This window comes from Thermovirga sp. (genome assembly GCF_017656375.1).
GTDB lineage: Bacteria > Synergistota > Synergistia > Synergistales > Thermovirgaceae > Thermovirga.
The window spans coordinates 13770-36686 of sequence record NZ_JACDOB010000015.1 but is presented as its reverse complement, the minus strand read 5'-3'; the positions used below and the strand labels follow the sequence as shown (position 1 = coordinate 36686).

General features: G+C 46.4%; 21 protein-coding genes and 1 other annotated feature (1 of these 22 cut by a window edge). Of the genes, 1 reads left to right on the top strand and 20 read right to left on the bottom strand.

Going from position 1 to position 22917, the window contains the following annotated elements:
- Nucleotides 1-94: 94 nt before the first annotated feature.
- From H0Z23_RS05970 to murJ, 14 genes are all read right to left on the bottom strand, one after another.
- Nucleotides 95-727: a redox-sensing transcriptional repressor Rex gene (locus H0Z23_RS05970; protein WP_296868219.1), complete on the bottom strand. Its 633-nt coding sequence runs from the start codon at nucleotides 725-727 to the stop codon at nucleotides 95-97.
- 34 nt (nucleotides 728-761) lie between these two features.
- On the bottom strand, nucleotides 762-2072 hold the full coding sequence (gene eno, locus H0Z23_RS05965; protein WP_296868223.1) for a phosphopyruvate hydratase: 1311 nt from the start codon (nucleotides 2070-2072) through the stop codon (nucleotides 762-764).
- A 53-nt stretch (nucleotides 2073-2125) separates the two neighbouring features.
- Nucleotides 2126-2398: an RNA-binding S4 domain-containing protein gene (locus tag H0Z23_RS05960; RefSeq protein WP_296868218.1), complete on the bottom strand. Its 273-nt coding sequence runs from the start codon at nucleotides 2396-2398 to the stop codon at nucleotides 2126-2128.
- 134 nt (nucleotides 2399-2532) lie between these two features.
- Nucleotides 2533-3660 (bottom strand): RNA polymerase sigma factor RpoD, encoded by a 1128-nt coding sequence (gene rpoD / locus H0Z23_RS05955; RefSeq protein WP_296868215.1) that lies wholly within the window; start codon nucleotides 3658-3660, stop codon nucleotides 2533-2535.
- Nucleotides 3644-5437, bottom strand: coding sequence for a DNA primase (dnaG, locus tag H0Z23_RS05950; RefSeq protein ID WP_296868213.1), 1794 nt, complete (start codon nucleotides 5435-5437; stop codon nucleotides 3644-3646). Before dnaG ends, rpoD begins: the two co-directional genes overlap by 17 nt.
- 66 nt (nucleotides 5438-5503) lie before the next feature.
- A complete protein-coding gene (locus H0Z23_RS05945; RefSeq protein WP_296868211.1) occupies nucleotides 5504-7462 on the bottom strand; it encodes a sodium-translocating pyrophosphatase in 1959 nt (652 codons plus the stop codon).
- A 149-nt stretch (nucleotides 7463-7611) separates the two neighbouring features.
- The gene (locus H0Z23_RS05940; RefSeq protein WP_296868209.1) at nucleotides 7612-8238 is read right to left on the bottom strand and encodes a molybdopterin-guanine dinucleotide biosynthesis protein MobB; all 627 of its coding nucleotides are present in this window, start codon (nucleotides 8236-8238) and stop codon (nucleotides 7612-7614) included.
- 19 nt (nucleotides 8239-8257) lie between these two features.
- Nucleotides 8258-9373 carry an AI-2E family transporter gene (locus H0Z23_RS05935; protein WP_296868207.1) on the bottom strand — a complete coding sequence of 372 codons (1116 nt, stop codon included), beginning with the start codon at nucleotides 9371-9373 and terminating at the stop codon, nucleotides 8258-8260.
- A gap of 38 nt (nucleotides 9374-9411) precedes the next feature.
- Nucleotides 9412-10968: a glutamine-hydrolyzing GMP synthase gene (guaA, locus tag H0Z23_RS05930; protein ID WP_296868205.1), complete on the bottom strand. Its 1557-nt coding sequence runs from the start codon at nucleotides 10966-10968 to the stop codon at nucleotides 9412-9414.
- A gap of 118 nt (nucleotides 10969-11086) precedes the next feature.
- Nucleotides 11087-12706: a chaperonin GroEL gene (groL, locus tag H0Z23_RS05925; protein ID WP_296868203.1), complete on the bottom strand. Its 1620-nt coding sequence runs from the start codon at nucleotides 12704-12706 to the stop codon at nucleotides 11087-11089.
- A gap of 47 nt (nucleotides 12707-12753) precedes the next feature.
- Nucleotides 12754-13044, bottom strand: a complete 291-nt coding sequence (gene groES, locus H0Z23_RS05920; RefSeq protein ID WP_296868200.1) for a co-chaperone GroES — start codon at nucleotides 13042-13044, stop codon at nucleotides 12754-12756.
- A 197-nt stretch (nucleotides 13045-13241) separates the two neighbouring features.
- On the bottom strand, nucleotides 13242-14240 hold the full coding sequence (gene tsaD, locus H0Z23_RS05915) for a tRNA (adenosine(37)-N6)-threonylcarbamoyltransferase complex transferase subunit TsaD (protein ID WP_296868198.1): 999 nt from the start codon (nucleotides 14238-14240) through the stop codon (nucleotides 13242-13244).
- A 182-nt stretch (nucleotides 14241-14422) separates the two neighbouring features.
- Nucleotides 14423-14965, bottom strand: coding sequence for a hypothetical protein (locus H0Z23_RS05910; protein ID WP_296868197.1), 543 nt, complete (start codon nucleotides 14963-14965; stop codon nucleotides 14423-14425).
- 23 nt (nucleotides 14966-14988) lie between these two features.
- Entirely contained in the window at nucleotides 14989-16554 is a 1566-nt protein-coding gene (gene murJ, locus H0Z23_RS05905) for a murein biosynthesis integral membrane protein MurJ (RefSeq protein ID WP_296868196.1), read from the bottom strand.
- Nucleotides 16555-16601: 47 nt separating this feature from the next.
- Here murJ and H0Z23_RS05900 point away from each other — a divergent pair, with 47 nt between their 5' ends.
- Nucleotides 16602-17078 (top strand): hydrogenase maturation protease, encoded by a 477-nt coding sequence (locus H0Z23_RS05900; protein ID WP_296868194.1) that lies wholly within the window; start codon nucleotides 16602-16604, stop codon nucleotides 17076-17078.
- Here H0Z23_RS05900 and lptB read toward each other — a convergent pair.
- The 6 genes from lptB to thrC form a co-directional block, all read right to left on the bottom strand.
- Complete coding sequence (lptB, locus tag H0Z23_RS05895) at nucleotides 17051-17779, bottom strand: LPS export ABC transporter ATP-binding protein (protein ID WP_296868192.1); 729 nt, start codon at nucleotides 17777-17779, stop codon at nucleotides 17051-17053. The two genes, H0Z23_RS05900 and lptB, sit on opposite strands and share 28 nt — an antisense overlap.
- The gene (locus H0Z23_RS05890; protein WP_296868190.1) at nucleotides 17776-18438 is read right to left on the bottom strand and encodes an LptA/OstA family protein; all 663 of its coding nucleotides are present in this window, start codon (nucleotides 18436-18438) and stop codon (nucleotides 17776-17778) included. The genes lptB and H0Z23_RS05890 overlap by 4 nt, the downstream gene beginning before the upstream one ends.
- Nucleotides 18439-18528: 90 nt before the next feature.
- The gene (locus tag H0Z23_RS05885; RefSeq protein ID WP_296868188.1) at nucleotides 18529-19530 is read right to left on the bottom strand and encodes an aspartate-semialdehyde dehydrogenase; all 1002 of its coding nucleotides are present in this window, start codon (nucleotides 19528-19530) and stop codon (nucleotides 18529-18531) included.
- A complete protein-coding gene (locus H0Z23_RS05880; protein ID WP_296868186.1) occupies nucleotides 19527-20744 on the bottom strand; it encodes an aspartate kinase in 1218 nt (405 codons plus the stop codon). Before H0Z23_RS05880 ends, H0Z23_RS05885 begins: the two co-directional genes overlap by 4 nt.
- Nucleotides 20741-21688 (bottom strand): homoserine kinase, encoded by a 948-nt coding sequence (gene thrB, locus H0Z23_RS05875; protein WP_296868183.1) that lies wholly within the window; start codon nucleotides 21686-21688, stop codon nucleotides 20741-20743. Before thrB ends, H0Z23_RS05880 begins: the two co-directional genes overlap by 4 nt.
- Nucleotides 21685-22728, bottom strand: coding sequence for a threonine synthase (thrC, locus tag H0Z23_RS05870; protein ID WP_296868181.1), 1044 nt, complete (start codon nucleotides 22726-22728; stop codon nucleotides 21685-21687). The genes thrB and thrC overlap by 4 nt, the downstream gene beginning before the upstream one ends.
- Nucleotides 22729-22783: 55 nt before the next feature.
- Nucleotides 22784-22917 (bottom strand) — a binding site (T-box leader) (it continues 94 nt past the right edge of the window).

Below are 22917 nucleotides of genomic sequence, written 5' to 3'. Positions count from 1 at the left end.
TGCTGCAATCAAGACGCCTCCTTACTCTTCTTATGTTCATTATTTTTTGCACTGCTCATTCTACCACGATAATCCCTCTATTGGGAATCCTTACTTACTCTTTACTTGTAGAGCTTTTAAGATAAAAAAGGAGTTTTTCTAGCTCCGCCGCTATATCTACACCATATACCAATACATCTGGAGGCACAACTAAAGGAGCAGTAGCAAAGGAAAGAATGCCTCTAACAACCCCTGAAGCCACTGCTTTATCGACAGCCTGCTGCGCCGCTTGGGCAGGAACTGTCAAAATGATTATCTCAATTTTCTTCTCCTTCAATATCTTTGGCATGTCATCTACATGAAAACAGGGAACTCCTTCTATCATTTTCCCTACTTTGTTCGGGTCTACATCAAAAACGGCCTCTATACCAAACTTATCGCTCCTTAAAGATTTATGGCCTAAAAGCGCCTCACCAAGCCTTCCCACGCCCACCAAACCTATTCTCCAAACGTTAGGGTGAGACAAAATTTTGCTAACGTGATCATGTAGGCGATCAACGTGATAACCCACACCACGCTTTCCTATCTCCCCGAAATAGGAAAGATCCTTTCTGACCTGGCTGGCCTTAAGCCCCAACATCTCGCCAATTTCCTGTGATGAAATAACCCGCCGCCCTTCCTCTTTAAGTTGTGTTAGAAGCCTGTAATACTGGACCAACCTTTCTATTGTAGGCTCTGCAACCTTCATCGGCCTTCCTCCTTCCACTTTTCGAAAATATCACTTATTTGGGGCTCCATGTATTGGAAAAAGTGCTGGCAATTTTATTAAAAGCTCCTATGCCACTGAATCGCCCACACTCGCCCAGCTCCTCTTCTATCCTCAAAAGCTGATTATATTTGGCCACACGGTCTACCCTTGCCGGAGCACCAGTCTTTATTTGCCCCGCACAAAGTCCCACAGAAAGGTCGCTTATGAACGTATCCTCCGTCTCCCCTGAACGATGAGAGATCACAGGAGCATAACCGTTCTTAGTAGCCTTTTTAACAACCTCAACAGTCTCCGTCAATGTTCCTATCTGATTCAACTTTATCAATATAGCATTAGCAACGTTACCCTCTATTCCCTTAGTAAACCTCTTCATATTGGTAACAAAAAGGTCATCTCCTACCAGTTGAATGGTGCTTCCCAATGTCTCAGTCAGAAGTTTCCATCCGCCCCAATCTTCTTCTGCCATCCCGTCCTCAATAGATATGATTGGGAAATCATTCTTCAGATCCTCATAATAAGAAACCAGCTCATGAGCTCTCAATGTTTTACCTTCGCCTTTCAAATGATAAGATCCTTCGCTATAAAGTTCCGAAGCTGCCACATCTAGAGCTAACGCCACCTCTTCACCAGGTTTATAGCCAGCAGCAGAAATGGCCTTCACTAAAACCTCCAAGGCCTGCCTATTGGAAGTGAGATTAGGAGCAAATCCTCCTTCATCACCTATGGCAGTCGAAAGCCCCTGATCCTTGAGCACCTTCTTCAACGTGTGGTAGATCTCTACCCCAGCTCTTAACGCTTCAGAAAAACAAGGAGCCTTAAAGGGTACTATCATAAACTCCTGAATGTCCAAATTGTTATCCGCATGAGCTCCCCCATTTATTACGTTCATCATGGGAACCGGAAGGGAGAAAGGCCCGGCACCGCCTAAAAATGCCCAAAGAGGAAGGTCCTTATCCATTGCAGCAGCTCTGGCAACCGCCAAGGATACAGAGAGCATGGCATTCGCACCAAGGTTGCTTTTGTTTTCCGTCCCATCTAGCTCTATCATCAACTTGTCTATGGACCATATGTCCCATGCCTCCAAACCTATTACTTCAGGTGCTATTTTCTCTTTTACATTTGCAACTGCCTTTTCTACCCCTTTGCCGAGGTAGCGCTTACCACCGTCTCGCAACTCAAGAGCCTCAAAGGTCCCAGTAGAAGCTCCAGACGGAACTGAAGCCCTAGCCACCACTCCAGACTCGAGCCATACCTCCGCTTCAATAGTCGGATTACCTCTAGAATCCAGTATTTGCCTCGCATGAAGACCCGTAATGCAACTCATTAATTTGACACCTCTATTTCTATTATTTATTTGTTTATCAAGCTTAATCAAAGCTACCATGGCTTCTCATCAGGGCTTACTTTTTGCTCTTCCAAAATCTCAAAAGGCCTTGCTCCCCTTTTCAAATCCTTTTCCTCAAAGGACGTAACTTTTAATTTGAGCACCCTGGTGGGAAAGGCTATCTCTATGACATCTTGCTCTTTAATCTCCTTTGATGGCTTCACAACCTTCCCATTGACCCTGACCGCGCCAATTTCTATCATTTCCTGAGCCAAGGTCCTTCTTTTAATTATCCTGGCAAGTTTAAGAAATTTATCTATTCTCATCTTTGTGCCTCCATGAACAATATTGATTATACCAAATTAATCGAAGTACACTAGGTCGTATCTAATAAAATTTGTACAAAAAAGGGGGCCTAAAAGGCCCCGGATATAGTTGTTGAAAATGTTTGTTAATTAAATCAATCTAGGTAATCCCTCAGCTTTTTGCTTCTGCTCGGATGCCTTAGTTTCCTAAGGGCTTTTGCTTCAATCTGTCTTATACGCTCTCTGGTTACTCCAAACCTTCGGCCCACTTCCTCCAGCGTGTATGGGTGGCCATCTTCCAAGCCAAAGCGCAATCTTAAAACTTCCCTCTCTCTATCGGTGAGCTCTTCCAACATTTCATCAAGCTGTTCTCTCAAAAGCTGGCTCGCGGCAGCTTCTTCAGGGCTTGGAATATCCTTGTCCTCTAGAAAATCTCCTAATTCACTGTCTTCTTCTTCTCCTATTGGTGTTTCCAGGGATACGGGTTCCTGAGCTATCCTATGGATCTCTTCCACTTTTTCTGGAGCAATGCCCATCTCAGCAGCAATCTCCTCTGCAGTCGGTTCCCTGCCCAGCTGCTGGACCAGCTGGCGGGAAACTCTTATCAGTTTATTAATGGTCTCAACCATGTGAACTGGTATGCGTATTGTCCTAGCCTGATCTGCAATGGCCCTGGTTATGGCTTGACGTATCCACCATGTCGCGTAGGTGCTGAATTTAAATCCCTTACGATAATCAAATTTTTCTACGGCTCTTATAAGCCCCAAGTTGCCTTCCTGAATCAAATCGAGGAAGAGCATTCCCCTCCCTATATATTTTTTAGCTATGCTTACAACCAGCCTCAAATTGGCCTCAATAAGTTTCGCCTTTGCTTCAGGATCTCCGGCTTCGACTCTCTTTGCTAATTCTACTTCTTCTTCAGGTGTAAGGAGAGGAATTTTACCTATTTCCCTCAAATACATCCTTACTGGATCAGATAAAGGAAGGTCCTCCAGCTGGCCTAAATCCTCTGCCAACTCCGATGATTGAGCGCTTCCACTCCCCGCTTCTTCTTTACCTTTTTCTTCATCCACCAGGTCGATACCGAGCTCCATCAAGTTGAAATAAAGATTATCGAGGGTCTCAGCATTCAATATTTCTTGAGGTAAAGTCTTTTCTATATCTTCATAGGTCAAAAATCCCTTTTCTCTACCCATGTGGAAAAGGTCCTTAAAATTTTCTATGTACTGCATCACTTCTTTGTTTGTAGCCTCAGTATCGTGTCCTTTATTTTCCTGATTCATGCTTTCCTTGCCCCCCTTTTAGGAATTTTGCCAATTTAGAGAACTCTATTATTTCCTCTATCGTAGCTTCTCCTCGAGCCTTTTTATTTTTCAAAACTTCAAATCTTTTCATCTTGGCTCTACGCTCTAGAGCTTCGACTACAACTTCATAAACTCTCTCCTGTGGGTATTCTTCTATATGGGCCGCCCCAGCTGCCAACAAGGCTAAGGGCCAAGTATCTCCTGCCTCAAGCCATCTTTCTCTTAACTCCTCAGGCTCTTCTCCTTGTAACAAGGCTAAAGCTATAGCCTTAGCTTCCTCCTGCTTAAATAACGGTAAAAGCCTTTCTGGAGCTTCGCTGGATCTTCTCTTTTCATCCGTCCAAAGTATGTAGCACAAAACTGCCTCCAGAGGGTGGATATTAGACTTCTTATCTACATCACTCGAAGGTTTTACATTTATATTTACGTACGAAGTGTTCAAAAACCCTTTTTTTACTGATTCATTTTTTATATTTTTCCTGAACTCCTCAAGGCTTCTTATAACTTCAGACAACACCATACCAAGCCCTCGCGCCACCTCGGGCAGGTAGCTATTGGCCTCTAAAGATGGAAGGGATGCCAATCCTTCCAATATTTCTCTTCTCGCCCTGGTCCTCAATGATTCATCCCTTAGTTCCGGTTCTTTCAACTTTACGTGATAAAGAGGCAATGGAAGAGCCAAATCTAAAAGTTTCCTAAAATCTTCCCCCCCTTTTTCAGTAGAAAGCAAGTCATCAGGATCTTTGCCAACCGGAAGAGACACAATCCTCACATCCAGTCCCATTCGCTGAAGTACGTACATACCTCTGAGATTGGCCTCCTGACCGGCTACATCGGCGTCATAACACAAAAAAACCCGCTCGGTGAACCTTTTCAACAACGCAGCCTGTTCCTCTGTAACAGCCGTTCCCAATGTGGCAACAGACTCAGGGAATCCCTTTATATGAAGTTTCAGGGCATCCATGTAACCTTCAACTAATATAGCCCTTTTTTTCTCCCTTATGTGGCCTTTTGCCCTATTTAGGAGAAATAACGACGATCTTTTCATAAATATAGGGCTTTCAGGACTGTTTATATATTTGACTCCCTCTCCTGAGATTATACGCCCTCCAAAACCTATGAGCTTTCCTCTGACATCCCTGATCGGAAAGACGACCCTTCCTCTAAACCTATCGTATATTCCCTTGGGCCCTTTTATAAGAAGGCCCGCATCTAAAGCAATAGATACAATTTTTTTGCCATTTTTTCTTTCCAGGTATCTCTTCAGGCTATCCCAACTATCTGGAGCCCATCCAATTTCAAATGCCAAAATATCTTCCTTTTTCAAGCCTCTTCTTGCAAGATACTTCAAGGCGGCAATACCGGCATCAGACCAAAGCTGATCTCTAAAGAACTTAGAAGCTTCCTCCATTACGTCAAAGATGCCAATATCATCGTTTTTTCTAGGCCCTTTGCCTTCCTCAAGCTTGACTCCCGCACGCTCTGCCAAAAACCTCAATGCTTCAGGGAAAGTCAGCCCTTCTTTCTCCATTATGAAGGAAAACACATCGCCCCCCCTGCCGCACCCAAAACAGTGATAGGTTTGCCTTTCAGGGGAAACATAAAAAGAAGGGGTTTTTTCGCTGTGAAATGGACACAAGCCTCTGTAATTCTTCCCCACCTTCTTCAAAGGGACATAATCGCCTATCACTTCCAGAATATCCAGCTTTTCCTTGATCTCATCTATCTGGCCCCGTACCATTTGACCACCTCTCAAAACGACAAAGGGGAAAGCCCCGCAGCTCTCCCCTTTGTCGTAACCTCAATCTTTGTGCGAGGCTCTTTAAAACAGCGGTGCTAGAACCAAGGCTACCACAGACATTAATTTTATCAATATATTCAAGCTAGGACCTGCAGTGTCTTTAAAAGGATCACCAACTGTATCTCCTACAACTGCGGCCGCATGGGCTCCAGATCCCTTCCCGCCATGATGCCCTTCTTCAATATATTTTTTTGCGTTATCCCAAGCGCCACCGGCATTGGACATAAATATGGCCATCATGACTCCAGTAACTATAGCACCGCCCAAAAGGCCTCCCAAAGCCTCTGCTCCCAAAACCAAACCTACGGCTATGGGGCATATGACGGCTAGAAGCCCTGGCAGGACCATCTCTTTAAGCGAAGCGGCCGTAGAGATATCAATGCACTTTTCGTACTCAGGCCGGCCGGTGCCCTCAAGAATTCCTGGGACTTCTTTAAACTGCCTTCTTACCTCGTCTATCATCTTAGAAGCAGCACGACCGACAGCTTGAATGGTCATGGCACTGAAGAGGAAAGGCAGCATGCCACCTATAAAAAGCCCCACCATAACCTTGGGGTTGTTGAGATCTATGGAGTCAAGCCCAACCGCTGTAGCATACGCTGCGAAGAGAGCCAAGGCAGTAAGGGCCGCACTTCCTATAGCCAACCCCTTACCTATAGCGGCTGTGGTGTTACCTACAGCATCCAAACGGTCAGTAATTTTCCTAACCTCTGGAGGCATGTGGCTCATCTCCGCTATACCTCCAGCGTTATCAGAAATAGGGCCGTACGCGTCAACGCTGAGGGTCATACCTGTTATGGACAGCATCCCCACAGCAGCACAAGCAATGCCGAAAAGCCCACCAAATTTGACACCTACCAGTATGGCAGCGCATATAAGCAGAACAGGCAAAGCAGTAGATTTCATTCCAACGCCCAATCCGGCAAGTATATTTGTTGCCGTACCAGTCTCCGATGAAGCAGCTATCTGCCTTACAGGAGCATAAGCAGCAGAGGTGTATATTTCAGTTATAAGCCCTATCACTACGCCTACTGCGACACCAGCGGCAACCGCCCAGAAAAGAGTTATATCGCCAAACAACTTTTGAGTGAGGAAGTAGGAACCAGCTATAATTAAAAACCCTGTAACTAAAGTCCCTTTTCTAAGGGCGAACTGAGGATCTCCTCCTTCTTTAACTCGAACAAAGAAAGTCCCTATTACAGCAGAGACTATCCCTAATGCAGCCAAAAGAAGTGGATAAGCCACTCCCAAGCTGCCGAAGATAGCCACTCCTATGGCCATAGCTGCTATTATTGAGTTAACGTAGGACTCGAAAAGGTCCGCACCCATCCCGGCTATGTCACCAACATTGTCACCTACGTTGTCAGCGATAACCGCAGGGTTGCGTGGGTCATCCTCGGGAATACCAGCTTCTACCTTACCTACCAAGTCAGCACCGACGTCAGCGGCTTTGGTGTAGATTCCTCCACCCACACGGGCAAACAAAGCTATAGAGCTAGCTCCGAAGCCAAATCCCGTTATTACCCCAGGATCAGAGAACAGGTAATAACAGATGATTATGCCTATTATTCCAATGCCTACGACGGACATTCCCATAACGGTTCCACCCATAAAGGCTATCCGCAACGCAGGGTTCACGCCTTCGGAGGCAGCAAAAGCCGTCTTTCCATTGGCACCCGTTGCCACCCTCATACCTACAAAACCAGCAAAACCACTGCACAAAGCACCTAGCAAGAAAGAAATTGCCGAAGCGTAGCTTATCTTGAAACCTAAAATAGCTGCCACTATTACCACAAAGGGTATAAGGGCTTTGTACTCCCTCGACAAGAAAGCCATAGCGCCTCTTTGGATTATGTTAGAAAGCTCAACCACCTTCTCATTTGTAACTTCGAAGGCCTTGATCTTACTAGTGGCCACAATCGCATACAACAAAGCTATTGCACCGGCCACGCCGCTTATTAGAATCACTTGCGTTTCCATTCCATATATACCTCCCCTGCATAATCTATTTTACATAAAGTCTATACAAAAGGTTACCCGCCTAGGGCGGGCACAAGAGCGAACTTCATTATAACTTTCAATGCTACCTCACACAAGTAGGAATCAATCCATAATGAATATATTCCACTTCATTTTTTGCCCCTGAGAAAAATGTTTATATTTTCCGTATCTTCTGGCCTTTGCTTCAAGGATGAAAACATACCTCTTATAGCACCTTCTATAAATTCGCCAACAAACTTTTTTATCGGGAAACGTTTACCGTTTACATAAACTTCTATACGTGAATCGCTTTTGCCTGCCATATCAGCTATAAAATCAGCTAACGCCTTTTCTTGGCCTGGCAGAAAATTAGGTAAAGTTCCTTCTTGGGTTCCTTCTCCATAATAAGCTATTATTCCAGGCACTCCCTCCGGAGGGGTTGCAGACTTAACCCATATCTTAGGCAAAGGGAAGCGTTTGCCTCCTTCCAATATCACTACATCGTAGCCTGGATATATGCGTGAAACTATCTCTTTCAGGTTACTTACAGCTTTTTTATGGGTATAAGCCCATCCATCCTCTCCCCATAGCACAGATTCGCCTAGAACATTGCAGAGGGTATTTGAATCTGCATTTTCTTTAGGGCATATAGATTTTTCCGTGTGCTTTATAAAACCAACCTTCAACCCTTTTAAAAGGAGTAATTCAACCAACTTTCCACACAAAGTCGTTTTCCCAGAGTCTTTCCAGCCGGCAATTCCTATTACAAAGGGCAAAAGAACTCCTCCTTTAAGTTTATTTTTTCGGTAGCCTCTTTGGCTCTAAGAAAGAAATTTTCCATAATTTCCTGTAACTATCCAAGAAAAATATAAATAGGCTTATTATTAGAGGCCCCAGGAATAGGCCTATGAACCCCCAGGCGGCTAATCCCCCTACCACACCGACGAACACTATTAATATGTGAATATTACTGCCCTCAGAGATAAAGATAGGGCGGATAAAGTTATCTACTGTACTAACAACTGCAATAGCCCAAATAGCAAGATAAATTGCCGCTTTCAAGCTGCCTGTCGCAGCCAAATACGCAGCCCCGGGCAAAAGAACCATAGGTGTACCTACAAAAGGGATCATGGCCAAAACAAACATGATGGCTCCAAAGATTATCGGAGCCTCCAATCCTGCCTTCCACCACCCTAAGGCGCCCAACGTTGCTTGAATACCTGCAGTAAAGGTGATACCATAAACCACTGCCTGCAGAAGCCTTTTGGCTCGCTCAAAAAAGGAAATCTTCTCCTCCTCTGACAAAGGTAAAATATCTTTTATGAAGTCCAAAACCACGTGCCCATCTCTCAAGAAAAAGAAAGTAGCCACAGTGATAGCTATCAACTGGTAGATCATCCTAAACGCATTACCAAGCAATCCCCTGGAGAAAGACGCTATTTGGGTTGCTAAAAATCGGCCTGACTGCTTGACAATATCGCCTATAAAACTAAGATGTTCGTTCAAGAGGATTCCTCTGGCCGCAAACCATTGGGACAATCTCTCGGGCAGCGCATTGAAATCCGTTACACTGCTTCTAGACAGCAGGTCTACAATCTGGCCGTAGATTTTTATACCCTCTTTTGCAAGAATGGTACCCAAAAAACCAGCAGGAACGACCAAAAGCAACACTATGAGCGCCGTTGTTATGGCTGCAGCAACGTTCTTGTGCTTTCCCCGTAGAAGGGCATGGTGCAGCCATCGATACACTGGATAAGCAAAGAAAGCCAGCAAAGCCGACCACGCTAGCGGGCGGAATAGGGGGAAAGCAACCTTGTAAGTCAAAAAGGCCATCAGTGCGAACGCCACAATGAAGGGAACATAACTTTTTCTTATGTTTTTGGCTTTTTGATCACTTCCCTCTTTAACCACCCTAATACAGCCTCCTATTAAAAGCTATTTTTAAAACGCTATTCCCACTCTATGGTAGAAGGCGGCTTACTGGTAACATCGTAAACTACCCTGTTTGCCCCTGGAACTTCATTACATATACGCCGTGAAACCCTATCCAAAAGCCCCATGGGCAGTTTTACCCAATCAGCGGTCATGCCATCCTGAGAGCTTACAGCCCTTAAACCTACTATCTCTGCATAAGTTCTGATATCTCCCATTACACCCACAGTCTTGACTGGCAAGAGGACACAGAAAGCCTGCCACATATCATCATATATTCCCTCTTTTTTGATTTCCTCCAGGAATATCTTATCAGCCTTTCTCAAGGTTTCGAGGCGTTCTGGAGTAATTTCTCCCAAACACCTTACAGCTAATCCAGGGCCAGGGAAGGGGTGTCTTTTTAATATAACTTCAGGTACTCCTATCATGCCGCCTATTTTCCTGACTTCATCCTTAAACAGATCCCTTAAAGGCTCCAGAACCTTGAGGTCCATCTCCTCAGGCAGGCCACCTACATTATGGTGGCTTTTAATTACAGCAGCATCCTTGCCGCGTTTTCCGCTTTCAATTACATCTGGGTACACCGTGCCTTGGAGAAGCCACTTAGCTCCGCCAATCTCTTTTGCTTTCCTCTCAAACACTCGTATAAAGACCTCTCCAATGATTTTTCTCTTTCTCTCAGGATCAGTTACATCTTTAAGGGCACTTAAGAACTCCTCAGATGCATCTGCAGCATGGACTTTTAGGTGAAGGTCTTTATAAACATCTAAGACTTCCTGAGCTTCATTCATTCTCAAAAGCCCGTTATCAACAAAAATACACTCAAGGTTATCACCTATGGCCTTATGAGTAAGGACTGCAGCGACAGTAGAATCAACTCCACCAGAAAGTCCACATATGACCTTTTCATCTCCCACTGTCTGCCTTATTTGTTCCACCATCATGTCGATCCATCCCTGAAGATCCCACAATCCCTCGCATTGACATACTTTAAAAAGGAAGTTCTCCAGGATTTTGCTTCCCCCTTGAGTGTGCCAAACTTCAGGGTGAAATTGAAGGGCCCATATCCCCAAGCTCTCGTTGTAAATGGACGCTATCATACCTGATTCACTTCGGGCTGCAACTTTAAATCCTTCAGGGGGAGCGTCTACATAGTCCCAATGGCTCATCCAAACCTGAAGCGGCGACTTTACATTATGAAAAATAACAGCTTCTGGATCTGTCACATTAACAATGGCTCTCCCATATTCTGCAAATGACCCTTTTTTCACTACTCCACCTAGCAGATGAGTTATAAGCTGCATTCCATAACAAATCCCAAGTACAGGAACTTCTCCGCTTAAGACGCCCTCAGGGACCGTTGGAGAGTCCTCCTCCCTTACAGAGGCCGGCCCCCCAGAGATTACTACGCCCTTGGGCTCTTCCTTCATTACCTCTTCGTAAGGCGTGTCCCAAGGTAGTATTTCACTGTAGACTCCAAGCTCTCTTATTCTTCTGGCTATCAACTGGGTATATTGGGAACCGCAGTCGAGGACTATTATTTTTTCTTTTCTAGTCGAACTTGAACTTTCCATTATGAACCCATCCTCCCGGCATTAAGAAATTGCTCCATCTAAAGTTTATCAGAAAATGCCCATAAAAAGAAAAGGGGCCACATGAAGGCCCCTTTCATGGTTATTTTGTTAAGTGGTATTAATAATCCATACCAGCTGGTGGCATGGGGTTCTCGTTTTCTTTCTTTGGCTTATCTGCAACCAAAGCTTCGGTTGTCAAGACCATGGCTGCTATTGAACCGGCATTCTGCAATGCGCTGCGGGTAACTTTCACCGGATCTATGATACCAGCCTTCACAAGGTCTTCGTACTCGCCAGTGGCAGCATTGAGACCATGGCCTTTCTTGAGGCTTTTTACTTTCTCTATCACAACGTCACCTTGGTATCCAGCATTGGCAGCAATGAGATATACAGGAGCATTAAGAGCCTTCTTGACTATCATGGCACCAGTTCTTTCGTCGCCCTCAAGCTCCTCAATAAACTTGTCGAGAGCTTCAGAGGCATTCAGAAGAGACACACCACCACCAGCAACTATGCCTTCTTCTACAGCCGCACGAGTGGCATTAAGAGCATCCTCGATCCTGTGCTTGAGTTCCTTCTGCTCGGTCTCAGTAGCAGCACCGACCTGAATTACAGCAACACCACCGACGAGCTTGGCAAGACGCTCCTGGAGTTTTTCCTTGTCGTACTCAGAAGTAGACTCCTCAAGCTCAGCCTTGATCTGGGCAGCTCTCTTTCTTATGGCATCAGGATCGCCAGCACCCTCAACAATGGTGGTCTCTTCCTTGGTCACGCGAACCCTCTTGGCACGGCCAAGCATGGAGAGATCTGCGTTCTCAAGCTTGATGCCCACATCTTCGGATATAACCTGACCGCCAGTTACTATGGCTATATCCTGGAGCATGGCCTTCCTTCTCTCACCAAAGCCAGGAGCCTTGACAGCTACGACCTGCATCACACCACGCAGCTTGTTGACGACCAAGGTAGCCAAAGCTTCACCCTCGATATCCTCAGCGATTATCAACAGCGGCTTGCCGGTCTGCACTACCTTCTCAAGGAGAGGAATTAGGTCTTTCACGTTGCTGATCTTACCATCATTGATAAGGATATAGGCATCCTCGAGGCTTGCCTCCATCCTCTCAGCATCGGTCATCATGTAGGGGCTCACATAGCCCTTGTCGAACTGGAGACCTTCCACTACTTCAAGAGTTGTACCTACCGTTTGACTGTCCTCAACGGTGATGACACCCTCTTCACCGACTTTTTCCATGGCCTCGGCGATCAATTCCCCGACGGCCTTATCATTAGCAGATATAGCTGCAACCTGAGCTATTTTCTCCTTTTCCTTTACGGGAATAGCAAGCTTCTTGAGCTCGTCGACAACCAAGTCAACAGCTTTCTCTATGCCTCTGCGCATCAGCATGCCATTGGCACCAGCAGCAACGTTCTTCATGCCTTCATTTATCATTGCCCTGGCAAGAATGGTAGCAGTCGTAGTACCGTCACCAGCAACATCGTTGGTCTTGGAAGCAACTTCCTTCAAAAGCTGGGCTCCCATATTCTCGAAGGGATCCTCTAGCTCTATTTCCTTAGCGATGGTAACACCATCATTGGTTATGGTTGGAGAGCCAAATTTCTTTTCAAGGACCACGTTGCGTCCTTTGGGCCCAAGAGTGACACCTACTGTATCTGCTACCTTATTAATGCCGCGCTCAAGAGCTCTGCGGGCTTCTTCGTTAAATGCAAGCAATTTAGCCATTTATCATTTCCCCCTTTCATTCTTTAAAGAATTCTCTACAAATACGACTACTTCTCAAGAATTGCCAATATATCTCTTTCGCTCAAGATGAGATATTCGTCGCCCTCTACTTTGACTTCCGTGCCACCGTATTTGCTGAATATCACGCGATCGCCAACCTTTACCTCAAGTGGCAACCTCTGGCCGTTATCCAAAACTCTTCCGGTACCTACTGCAATAACCTCGCCTTCCTGAGGTTTCTCTTTTGCGGTATCTGGAAGGACTATCCCGCCCTTGGTCTTCTCTTCTTGAGTTACAACTTTTACAACTATCCTGTCACCGAGTGGTTTCAGATTCATATGCTATTCCCTCCTTATCTCTTTATTTTTTGTTTATGTTAGCACTCACTAAATGCGAGTGCTAACCTGACCGCGAATGATAGTACATGCAGGAGTGCCCCAGCTCAAGAGCAATTAACGGGGAATAATATATATTATTCCCCGTTAACGCTTCTTTTTGCTTGCATATGCTTTTTTTCTCTTCCTTTTGCTTTAGGTTACAATCTCAGCGAAGGGTTTGGATTTATATCAAGTTTATCTACTTCTCCACGCATGTATTTGCTAAAACCTGCTGCTGCAATCATTGCACCGTTGTCCGTGCACATCCTTATGGGAGGGATAAAAGCTTCTATTTCGCCATCTTCCTTCAATGCCGCTCGCAGGCCTGAATTCGCAGAAACTCCACCGGATATGGCTACCTTCTTTATGCCAGTTTTTTTTACAGCAAGTCTCACCTTACCCAAAAGAGAGGCAACAACAGCCTTTTGGAAGGAAGCACACAAATCCTCTATAGGAAGGAACTTTCCTTCGGCTTTGAGCTTCTTTATCGTCCAAAGAACCGCTGTCTTTAAACCGCTGAAGCTGAACTCCACCTCATTGGAGCTTGAAAGCGGAACAGGAAACTTAAAAGCCAAAGGGTCTCCTTTTTGGGCCAACTTGTCTATCACTGGCCCACCAGGATACGAGAGGCCCAAAATTTTCGCAACCTTGTCGTAACATTCCCCTGCTGCATCATCCCTCGTCTTACCCAAAAGCTCATAATCCCCATAGTCCCTGACCAGGTAGATCTCCGTATGTCCCCCTGAAACCACCATGCTCAAAAAGGGTGGGCATAAATTTTCGTGGGCCATTACATTGGCAAAAATGTGGCCCTCCAAATGGTTGACCCCAACCATGGGCACCCCCCAGGCCTGGGCCAAGCCTTTAGCCGACATTACTCCGACCAGAAGGGACCCCATGAGCCCTGGACCCACAGTCACAGCTATAAGACCTATCTCTTTGGAGGGATCCTTAATTTGTGCAGATTCCAACAGCTTTATGAGAAGAGGCAAAAATTTCTCCTCATGCATCCTGGAGGCAACCTCAGGCACCACTCCTCCGTATGGAGCATGAATCTCTGTCTGGCTTGAGAGAACCTCTGCCAGCACATTACGAGACCCCTCAAGCAATGCCAAGCCTGTATCGTCACAACTAGTCTCTATACCTAACGTAAGCATCTACATTTAACCTCCACAACCACTGCAGCCAGAACAGACCCCAGAACAGTTTTTAACCTTCCTCAACGGTGGCCCCTCCTCATGTATTAAAACTTTTCCTCTGCATTTTGGGCACCGGGATGCAGGAGTAGATGAAGAAAACCTCTCTCCACAAGAGGCACATCTATATACATGATTAACGCTTACTTCTTTGGCACAACCCATACTGCCTCATCACCCCCACAGCTAAATCTCACTTTCTTGTCAGGTTTTACAAGGTCCCCTGGGACCGCCAGCACCATGGCACCCTTGAAAGAGCTAGGAAGCTCGCCCAAAGGAGCAAATTCCTTCCTTGTAAGAATGTTCTCTTCCTTTAATTGAAAGCCATTTACAGCAATCATTTCAGGCATCAAAGTAAAGGGCTTAAATGTCTCTACTCTCAAAATAAACAGCTTTTTCCCCTTTGCTTCGTCCGATCCGTACTTGTTGACATGCCACTCTAGCCAAGATGGCGCTCGCTCATCATCCTTTACAGCTCTCACCAGCACTCCATCAACATAAATAAATTCCAGCTTGGCCCGAGCACCTATTATCATGTTCCCCAATGGCTGCCCTTCAACATACAAAGTCGCTACCCTGTCATTAAGGACCTTTTCAAGATCTCCTTGCGCCGCAACGGCTCCCCCACAGAGGGCAAAAACAAGCACACAAGCTAATATAATTGTAAGAAAACTTTTTTTATTCAACACCTCTTGCCTCCTTTTGTTTCTCATTTTTCACCGCTTTTACTTTCCTTTTTCCCTAAAGCCTCAATTACCCATTTCCACTCCCTGCACCCGGCAATCCAAGTTGCAGCCCCGTAAGATAACGCCCCTGCCGAGATCACAGAAAGCATCCAGAGGGTTTTATATATAAAAGCTCCACTGAATGGATAACCCCACAGTTCTTTGAGAAAATACACCGTCCCGGCCATTAAGGCAAGGCTTGGGACGATTTTAGCAAGCCATAAGAAGCTAAAGGGGCGAACCTTTATATGCCTTTTATCGAGAAGAGCACCTCCCAGAATAGCGGTCAAAGTAAAGGAAACGGAAGAAGCTGCAGCCAGCCCTCCATATGAATAGGGCTTCATCAGCAAGACACCAAACGCAACATAAAGCACCACGCTGAAAGCAGAAAGTATCAATGGCTCTCGTGAATAACCCTTGGCGTAAAAAGCTCTCATGAGTACTGTAAGGCATGAAGTTCCAGGAAGGCCTAATACAAATAGCATCAAGGCTAAAGACGTCCCTCTCCAAGCCCAGGCACTGAAGGCCCCCCTAAAGAACAAAAAATGGACTATCTCCCTGTTCAGCATGACCATACCTATTACTACCGGCGCAACTATGAAGATGGCAAATTGCAAAGCTTCCTCTATTCCTTTTTTGAAAGAAGCTTCATCTTCCATGGCAAGATGCGCAAAAAGGGGCAATACCGCCTGGGAAATGGCTATTATAAATAGCCCTAGAGGCAGCTGAAGCACCCTATCAGCATAATTTAAAACCGAAATAGAACCTTCCTGAAGGAAGGAACCTAAGACTCTACTAAACACAGGAATGAGTTGAGTTATAGAAAGCCCCGCAGCGTAGGGCAAAAACAGGCGCAAAGTCCTCTTGAGGGAATCGTCCTTCATGTCAGGCCTTGTAGGCAATAATGTAAATCCCCACCTTTTGATCCAGAACCACTGAAGGGCACACTGGGCCAGCCCTCCAACAAGAACAGCCCACGCCAAACTGTAAATTTCCATTTTTGGTGCTAAAATGACCACCAGGATAATAAAGACAACGTTGCTGAGTGCAGGAGCTATTGCGGGCACGAAAAAACACCCGAGTGAATTCAATATCCCCATAGCAAGCGCCGCAACAGATATAAATAGAAGGAAAGGCAGCATTAAGACGGTAAGCTGTGAAGCTAAAGCAGAGTGCAAAGAAGCAAAACCCGGCGCCAAAATAGAGACCAAAGTCGGGGCAAAGAAAACACCCAAAAGTATTACAAATATACTTGCAACTATCAATATGGATAAAACCTGAGATGCCAGAACAAAAGCCCGGCTTTTGCCTTCTTTTTTTAGAAGCTGGGAAAAAACAGGAACGAAAGCGGCCGATAGAGCACCTTCGGCCAAGAGGCGTCTTGTAAGATTTGCTAACGTGTAAGCTACTAAAAAGGCATCTAATTTGCCTGTGGCTCCAAAAAGGGAAGCTATGAGGACCTCCCTTATCAGGCCCAAGATTCTGCTCACAAGAGTCCCGGCCATCATCTTTATCGAGTGGCGAACCATACTGGAGCTACGGGAAGACATTTAGGAACCTCCTCTTAAAAACTAACAAAGAAAGGATTGATGGTAACATGAAAAATAATACACTTATCTGGGGACTTGGCAATGAGCTTCTAGGCGATGACGCGGCAGGAGTTTTGTTAGCAAGGAAACTCCTGAAAGCTCCTCTCTCTTGGTGCGCCGTGTATGAGTGCGGAGTTACCCCAGAAAATTTCCTTAAAACTATAGACCCCAAAAACACCAAGACGCTCCTCATAGTTGATGCCGCTGACCTAGGAGCAGAACCCGGCTCTACTCTCCTCCTATCTCTGGACGACGAAGAGTCCGTTAATTTCTCGTCTCATGGCCTCCCCCTAGGGTTGATGCTCGCCCCCTACAAAGACTCAGTAGAAATAATTTTAATCGCCATTCAGCCGGCTTCCCTTGAACTTGGAAGACCACTATCAGAACCTGTAGCTCGGGCTATCGATTTCATTGAGGAAAAGATCCGCAGCAAAACCTGGCACACAATCCCTTGGCTTCACCAAGAAAAACGCTCACCCAAATAAAATTTCCTGGCCACTTCGCTCTCGGCAACCTCGGAAGGAGTTCCTTCTATCAGGATCTTGCCCTGGTGGATAAGATAGGTCCTATCTGTTATAGCCAGGGTTTCTCGAACACTGTGATCTGTGAGAAGTATGCCGTAGCCTTTGGTCCTTATCTCCAGTATTATTTGCTGGATATCGTAAACTGCTATGGGATCTATGCCGCTAAAGGGCTCGTCAAGCAATATAAATGCCGGCTCTATTGCCAAAGTCCTGGCTATCTCCACCCTTCTTCTCTCTCCCCCACTCAAGGCGTATCCAGGAATGTCAATAACATGGCCAATATTGAATTCATCTATTAGTTTATCTACTTTCTCCTCTTTTTCTTTGCCCCTTATGCCGTTCTCCTCTAAAACAAGTTCAAGGTTTTCCTTTACCGTCAGGTTCCTGAAAATAGAGGCTTCCTGGGGGAGATAGCCTATGCCACTTCTCGCTCTCTTGTACATGGGCATATCCGTTACATCTTCATTATTAATAAGGACTCTCCCCCCATCAGGTTTGACCAATCCAAGAACCATATAGAAAGTGGTAGTTTTACCTGCCCCATTGGGCCCTAATAAGCCTACGATCTCCCCCTGCCTTACGGTAAGGTCCACAGAAGAAACTACCTTCCTGCCCTTGTATGACTTAGAAAGGCCTCTTGCCCACAAGTACTTTTCGCTCATTCCGTTTTCTCCTGATTGCCTAGATTGAAGATGACCTTAGTCGATCCTTCGGCTTTTATCTTCCCATCGGCAAGGTAATATGTAAACTCCTGGGCTTCTACTATCCTGTCTTCAGTTACTGCGACAGCCTGCCCTTTAAAAAGCACTGTTCCTTCCTTGCTATCGTAATAAGCACTCTGAGAAGTCACCTTTATCGGCTTACCATTTTTATCTTTCATATTGGCCTCTACATTGCCAAAAGCCTTTATGTAATCAAAAACACCTTCCTTGAGAAGCCCTATGACTTTTTCTGCTTTCATAGTAACTCCCTTCGTTTCATGCAGGAACCTCTTTACCTTTAAACAGGTTATCTCTCTTCCGCCCTTAACCAGCACAGCCTCCGCTCTTTGGCACTCGATCAGCATAGGGTCTTTTACAGATTTAATAATGACTTTTTCTTCTAGCTCCATCTTGCTTCCATCAGCAGAAGCTTTTCCCCTCTTAGCCTCGGCAAACATGTCGTCCCCTTTTACATTAACATTCCCTTCAGCGGTTATAGTTCCATCCTCGGGATTGTACAGAAGTTTGTCTGCAAACAGCTCCATCGCTCCTTTGGAAAAAACACATGTTGCCAAGAACATCAAGAAAATAATTGCCAAAAGTACTGTCCTTTTACGCATAGAATACGCTCACCCTTCTTTTAAAGATTATTTGGCGCCAAAGAGCAAGAAACCATAGCTTTATTTTACCTTATACACAACTCAAAGGCATTATAAAAGTTCCCTTTTTATTAATTCCTCTGCTATCTGCACCGCATTCAAGGCCGCACCTTTCCTTATGTTGTCCGCTACAACCCAGAAGGACAATGAATTTTCAGGAGACGGCTCCTTTCTTATCCTACCCACAAAGACAGGGTCCTTCCCTTCCACCTCGCTAGGCACGACGTAAGAATAAAGTGGATCTTCTGTTAGGCTCACGCCAGGTGCTTTTGAGAGAGCCTCAATCGCATTTTGCAGCGAAGGATCTTTTTCAAAAGTGGCGACAACAGCCTCGGAATGTCCCCTAAACACTGGAACTCTCACAGCAGTGCAGCTTACTGCCAGGTTGGAAAGCTCCATTATCTTCCTAGACTCGTTCATCATCTTGTATTCTTCTTCACTGATTCCTTTTTCATCTATCTTCCCAATATGAGGCAGCACGTTGAAAGCTATAGGTTTTGGGTACAGCTCGCATGTGGGAGGGTCGCCTTCTAGCACAGCCTTACTATCTTCCTTCAATTCATCCAGAGCCCTAAGGCCTGTTCCCGAAACAGACTGAAATGTTACTACCTGTATGCTCTTCAGCCCAAAAGCATCGTGAAGGGGTTTTAAAGCTACAAGGGCCTGTATGGTGGCACAGTTGGGATTTGCTATTATGCCTTTGTGTTTATCAAGGGCATGTGGATTAACTTCTGGTACCACCAGAGGCACATCCTCTTCCATCCTCCAAGCCGAACTATTATCTATGACCACAGCTCCCTTTGAAGCAGCAACAGGGGCCCATTTCCTGGAAGGGCCTGACCCTGCAGAAAACAGCGCCACATCTATCCCTTCGAAGGCGCTCTCCTCGACAGCTCTCACCACATAGGGCCGGCCCTTGAAGATAACCTGCCTGCCCGCCGAGCGTTCAGAGGCCAAGGGCACGAGGTCGTCCACTGGGAAAGCCCTTTCTTCAAGGACTTTTACCATCTCAGAACCCACCAAGCCTGTTGCTCCAAGAACTGCTACTCTCATGACTTCGCCTCCTCTATAAATATTTTGTGAAGGACCCTAGAAGCCCTGTCCACATCCTTAGCACCCACCACACATGTTATGGACATGGATGTGGAAGATATCATGTCTAAATTTATCCCTTCCGCAGCAAGGGCTGAGAACATCTTCGCTGGGACCTCTGGGTGGCTTGCTATGCCAGCACCTATAATGGAGACTTTTCCTATTTCCGTATCGAAGGCCACTCCCTGAGCTTTTATCTCTTTAGATATATTCCTGCAAATATCTATAGCATCTCCTAGGCTTTCTTTCTTCACCAAGAAAGCTATATCATTTATCTGTCCTCTCATCACGCTTTGTATTATCATCTCTGCGCTGACTCCCCCCGAGGACAAGGCTTCAAAAACCTTAGCCGCCATCCCTGGCACGTCAGGCACACCCAAAAGGGCAACCTTGGCAACGTTAGTATCGCTTGCTATTGCTCTCACCAAAAAGTTCTCTCTAACATCCTCTCGCACGATCCATGTCCCCCTTTCATCACTGAAGCTAGAGGCGACGTAAACTGGCACTTCGTACCTTGCCGCCAGCTCTACGCTCCTTGCTTGCATCACTTTTGCGCCCATAGATGACATCTCCATGCACTCCTCATATGACACCTTCTCCAGCTTACGAGCATTGGGCACAATTCTAGGATCAGCAGTATAAATTCCTGCAACATCAGTAAATATGCAGCATTTCTCCGCTTCCAGCGCCGCTGCCAAGGCAACAGCAGACAGGTCTGAACCTCCCCTACCCAGGGTTATTATGTCTCCCTTTTCATTAACAGCCTGGAAGCCCGCCACAACGGGAATTGCACCTTCTTCCAAAATCTTCAGGATATTGCACGGATCTATTCCGTTTATCCTGCCATCTGTGTAGGGCCCCCTACCCTTAATGCCCACAAGAGGGCCTGAAAGAGACTGGGCCTTGAGGCCAAGGGTTTCTAGCGCCATTGCAAGAAGGGCCGTGCTTTGCTGCTCTCCTGTGGCAACAAGCTGATCTATTTCCCTATGCCTGGAGGCGGTGCAGAACTCCCTGGCAAGCTGCAAAAGCCTGTCAGTGGTGTCTCCCATTGCAGACACCACCACAACAGTGCGGCCGCCTGACTGGTGGAATTTTTTTATCTTGGCTGCAACGGATGCCATCTTCTCTGGAGTAGCTACAGACGATCCCCCAAACTTTAATACTTGAAGGCTCATGCCCCGACCTCCTCTCTTTTTGAAATCTTCTCTACCCTCGCCCCTTCCTCGTCCACGGAGAGGACGAAAAATCGAGACCTCACGTTATTTCTTGTAAAGAGCCTGCACATGGCCTCTGCGACCTCTCTGGGCGATCCATGAGTCAGAGCCAGCATACTAGGGCCGGAACCACTTATGGCGACACCAAGGCAGCCTTTGACATGCTTCACTTCCTCGAGGATCTCCTCACCCCCTGGGAATAACTTAGCCCTGAAAGGCTGATGCAATCTATCATCCATGGCCCAAGAGAGATTTTCCCATTTTCCCGCCGCCCAAGATGCAGCAAGTAGTGCTGCTCTATTGAGAGAAAATACTGCATCCTGGTGGCTTATCTGCCCCGGCAGGGCTTTTCTCGCTTCCTCTGTGCTCACGTGCACCTCCGGCACTGCTACAACAGCACTTATTTCCTCCGGAGGAGAGGGAAGTTTTACATACTTAAGCTCATCGCCTTTCATACAACTTACCACCATTCCCCCAAGGCAGCAGGGTACTATATTGTCCGGATGTCCCTCCATCTTAACCATAAGCGGCAGGAGTTCATCCATTGGAAGAGGCTCATCCCTCATGGCATTGGCAATCATCACTCCACCAGCAATGGCACTGGCGCTGCTGCCAAGCCCTCTGTACAGTGGAATCGCATTAAGGCACCTTATGGTAAGGCCGGGACACTCTATTCCCCATTCACTACAGGCCCCTTCATAACTTTTTATTATCAAGTTAACGTCTGCCTTTTCCAGTTCCGCTGCTCCTTCTCCGTAAACTTCCACTTTATAGGCTCCTGGCTCGTCAAGCCCCAGCACATCGTAGAAATTGTACAGGCTAAGTGCTATCCCCATGGTGTCGAAACCCGAGCCAAGGTTGGCTGAAGTGGCTGGGACTTTCACCCTAAACATAGGCTCCATCATCGCATCAACACCTCCCTCAGCTGGGCCTCGTCTCCATCTATCTCACAAATTTCCTCCTGCCTGGAAAGGATGGCCTGGGGGTCTTTGAGCCCGTTTCCAGTAAGAACCATAACCACCGCTATATCTTTAGGAAGTTTGCCATCCCTTTTAGCCCTCTTTAGGCCTGCAAGCGGGGCACAAGAGGCAGGTTCGGCAAAAACTCCTTCCTTTGAAGCCAGCTCTTTTTGCGCTTGTAGGATCTCCTCATCAGATACAGAGGAGAAAAATCCTCCTGACACCCTAACTGCCCAGGTTGCTTTCTTTCCGTTTACAGGACGCCCAATTCGAATGGCAGTGGCCACGGTCTCCGGATTGGGGCAACTTTTGCCAGACACAAGAGGAGAGGCCCCTTCAGCCTGGATCCCAACCATTTTAGGTACACTCTTTATCTTCCCTTTATTTTTGTACTGCACAAAACCAGCCCAATAGGCTGTTATATTGCCAGCGTTTCCAACAGGAAGAACCATCCAGTCCGGCGGGAAGCCAAGCTCTTCGCATATTTCCCAAGCGCCGCTACGCTGTCCCCACAACCTGTACGGGTTTACCGAATTGACAATTGCCAGGCCCATTTCCTCTGAGGCTCCCTTGGCCAGTTCTAGGGCCCTGTCAAAATTACCTCGGATGGATATGACCTTGGCTCCATATACCAAGGCTTGTGACAATTTCCCTAACGCCACTTTCCCCGCTGGCAGCAACACATAGCACTTTAGGCCAAATCTAGCAGCGTAGGCTGCAGCTGAAGCCGATGTGTTTCCTGTTGAAGCGCATATCACAGCTTTAGCCCCTTCTTCTGCGGCTTTCGCCATGGCTAAAACCATACCTCTATCCTTAAATGAGCCTGTTGGATTGGCTCCCTCATATTTCCCGTAAAGTTCTATCCCCAATTCTTTCCCTATCTTGTGGAGCTTCACCAGAGGCGTTCCTCCCTCTCCCAAGGTCTTAAGGGGCGTTTTTTCTGTTATGGGAAAATAATTTTTGTACCTTTCCAGCAATCCAGCCATTCTCTCTCCTCCTTCCTGATTAAAACCTGCTTATAAAAAAAGTCTTTTCCGTCTCACAGGAGACGAAAAAGACTTCCGCGGTTCCACTCCAGTTCCGCCCTCAAGATTGAGGACGACCCTCTTTCGCTATAAGGGGCGAACCCCGTCACCTTATCCCACTGCGTGGGCTTCGGATCCAGCTCCGGGGTG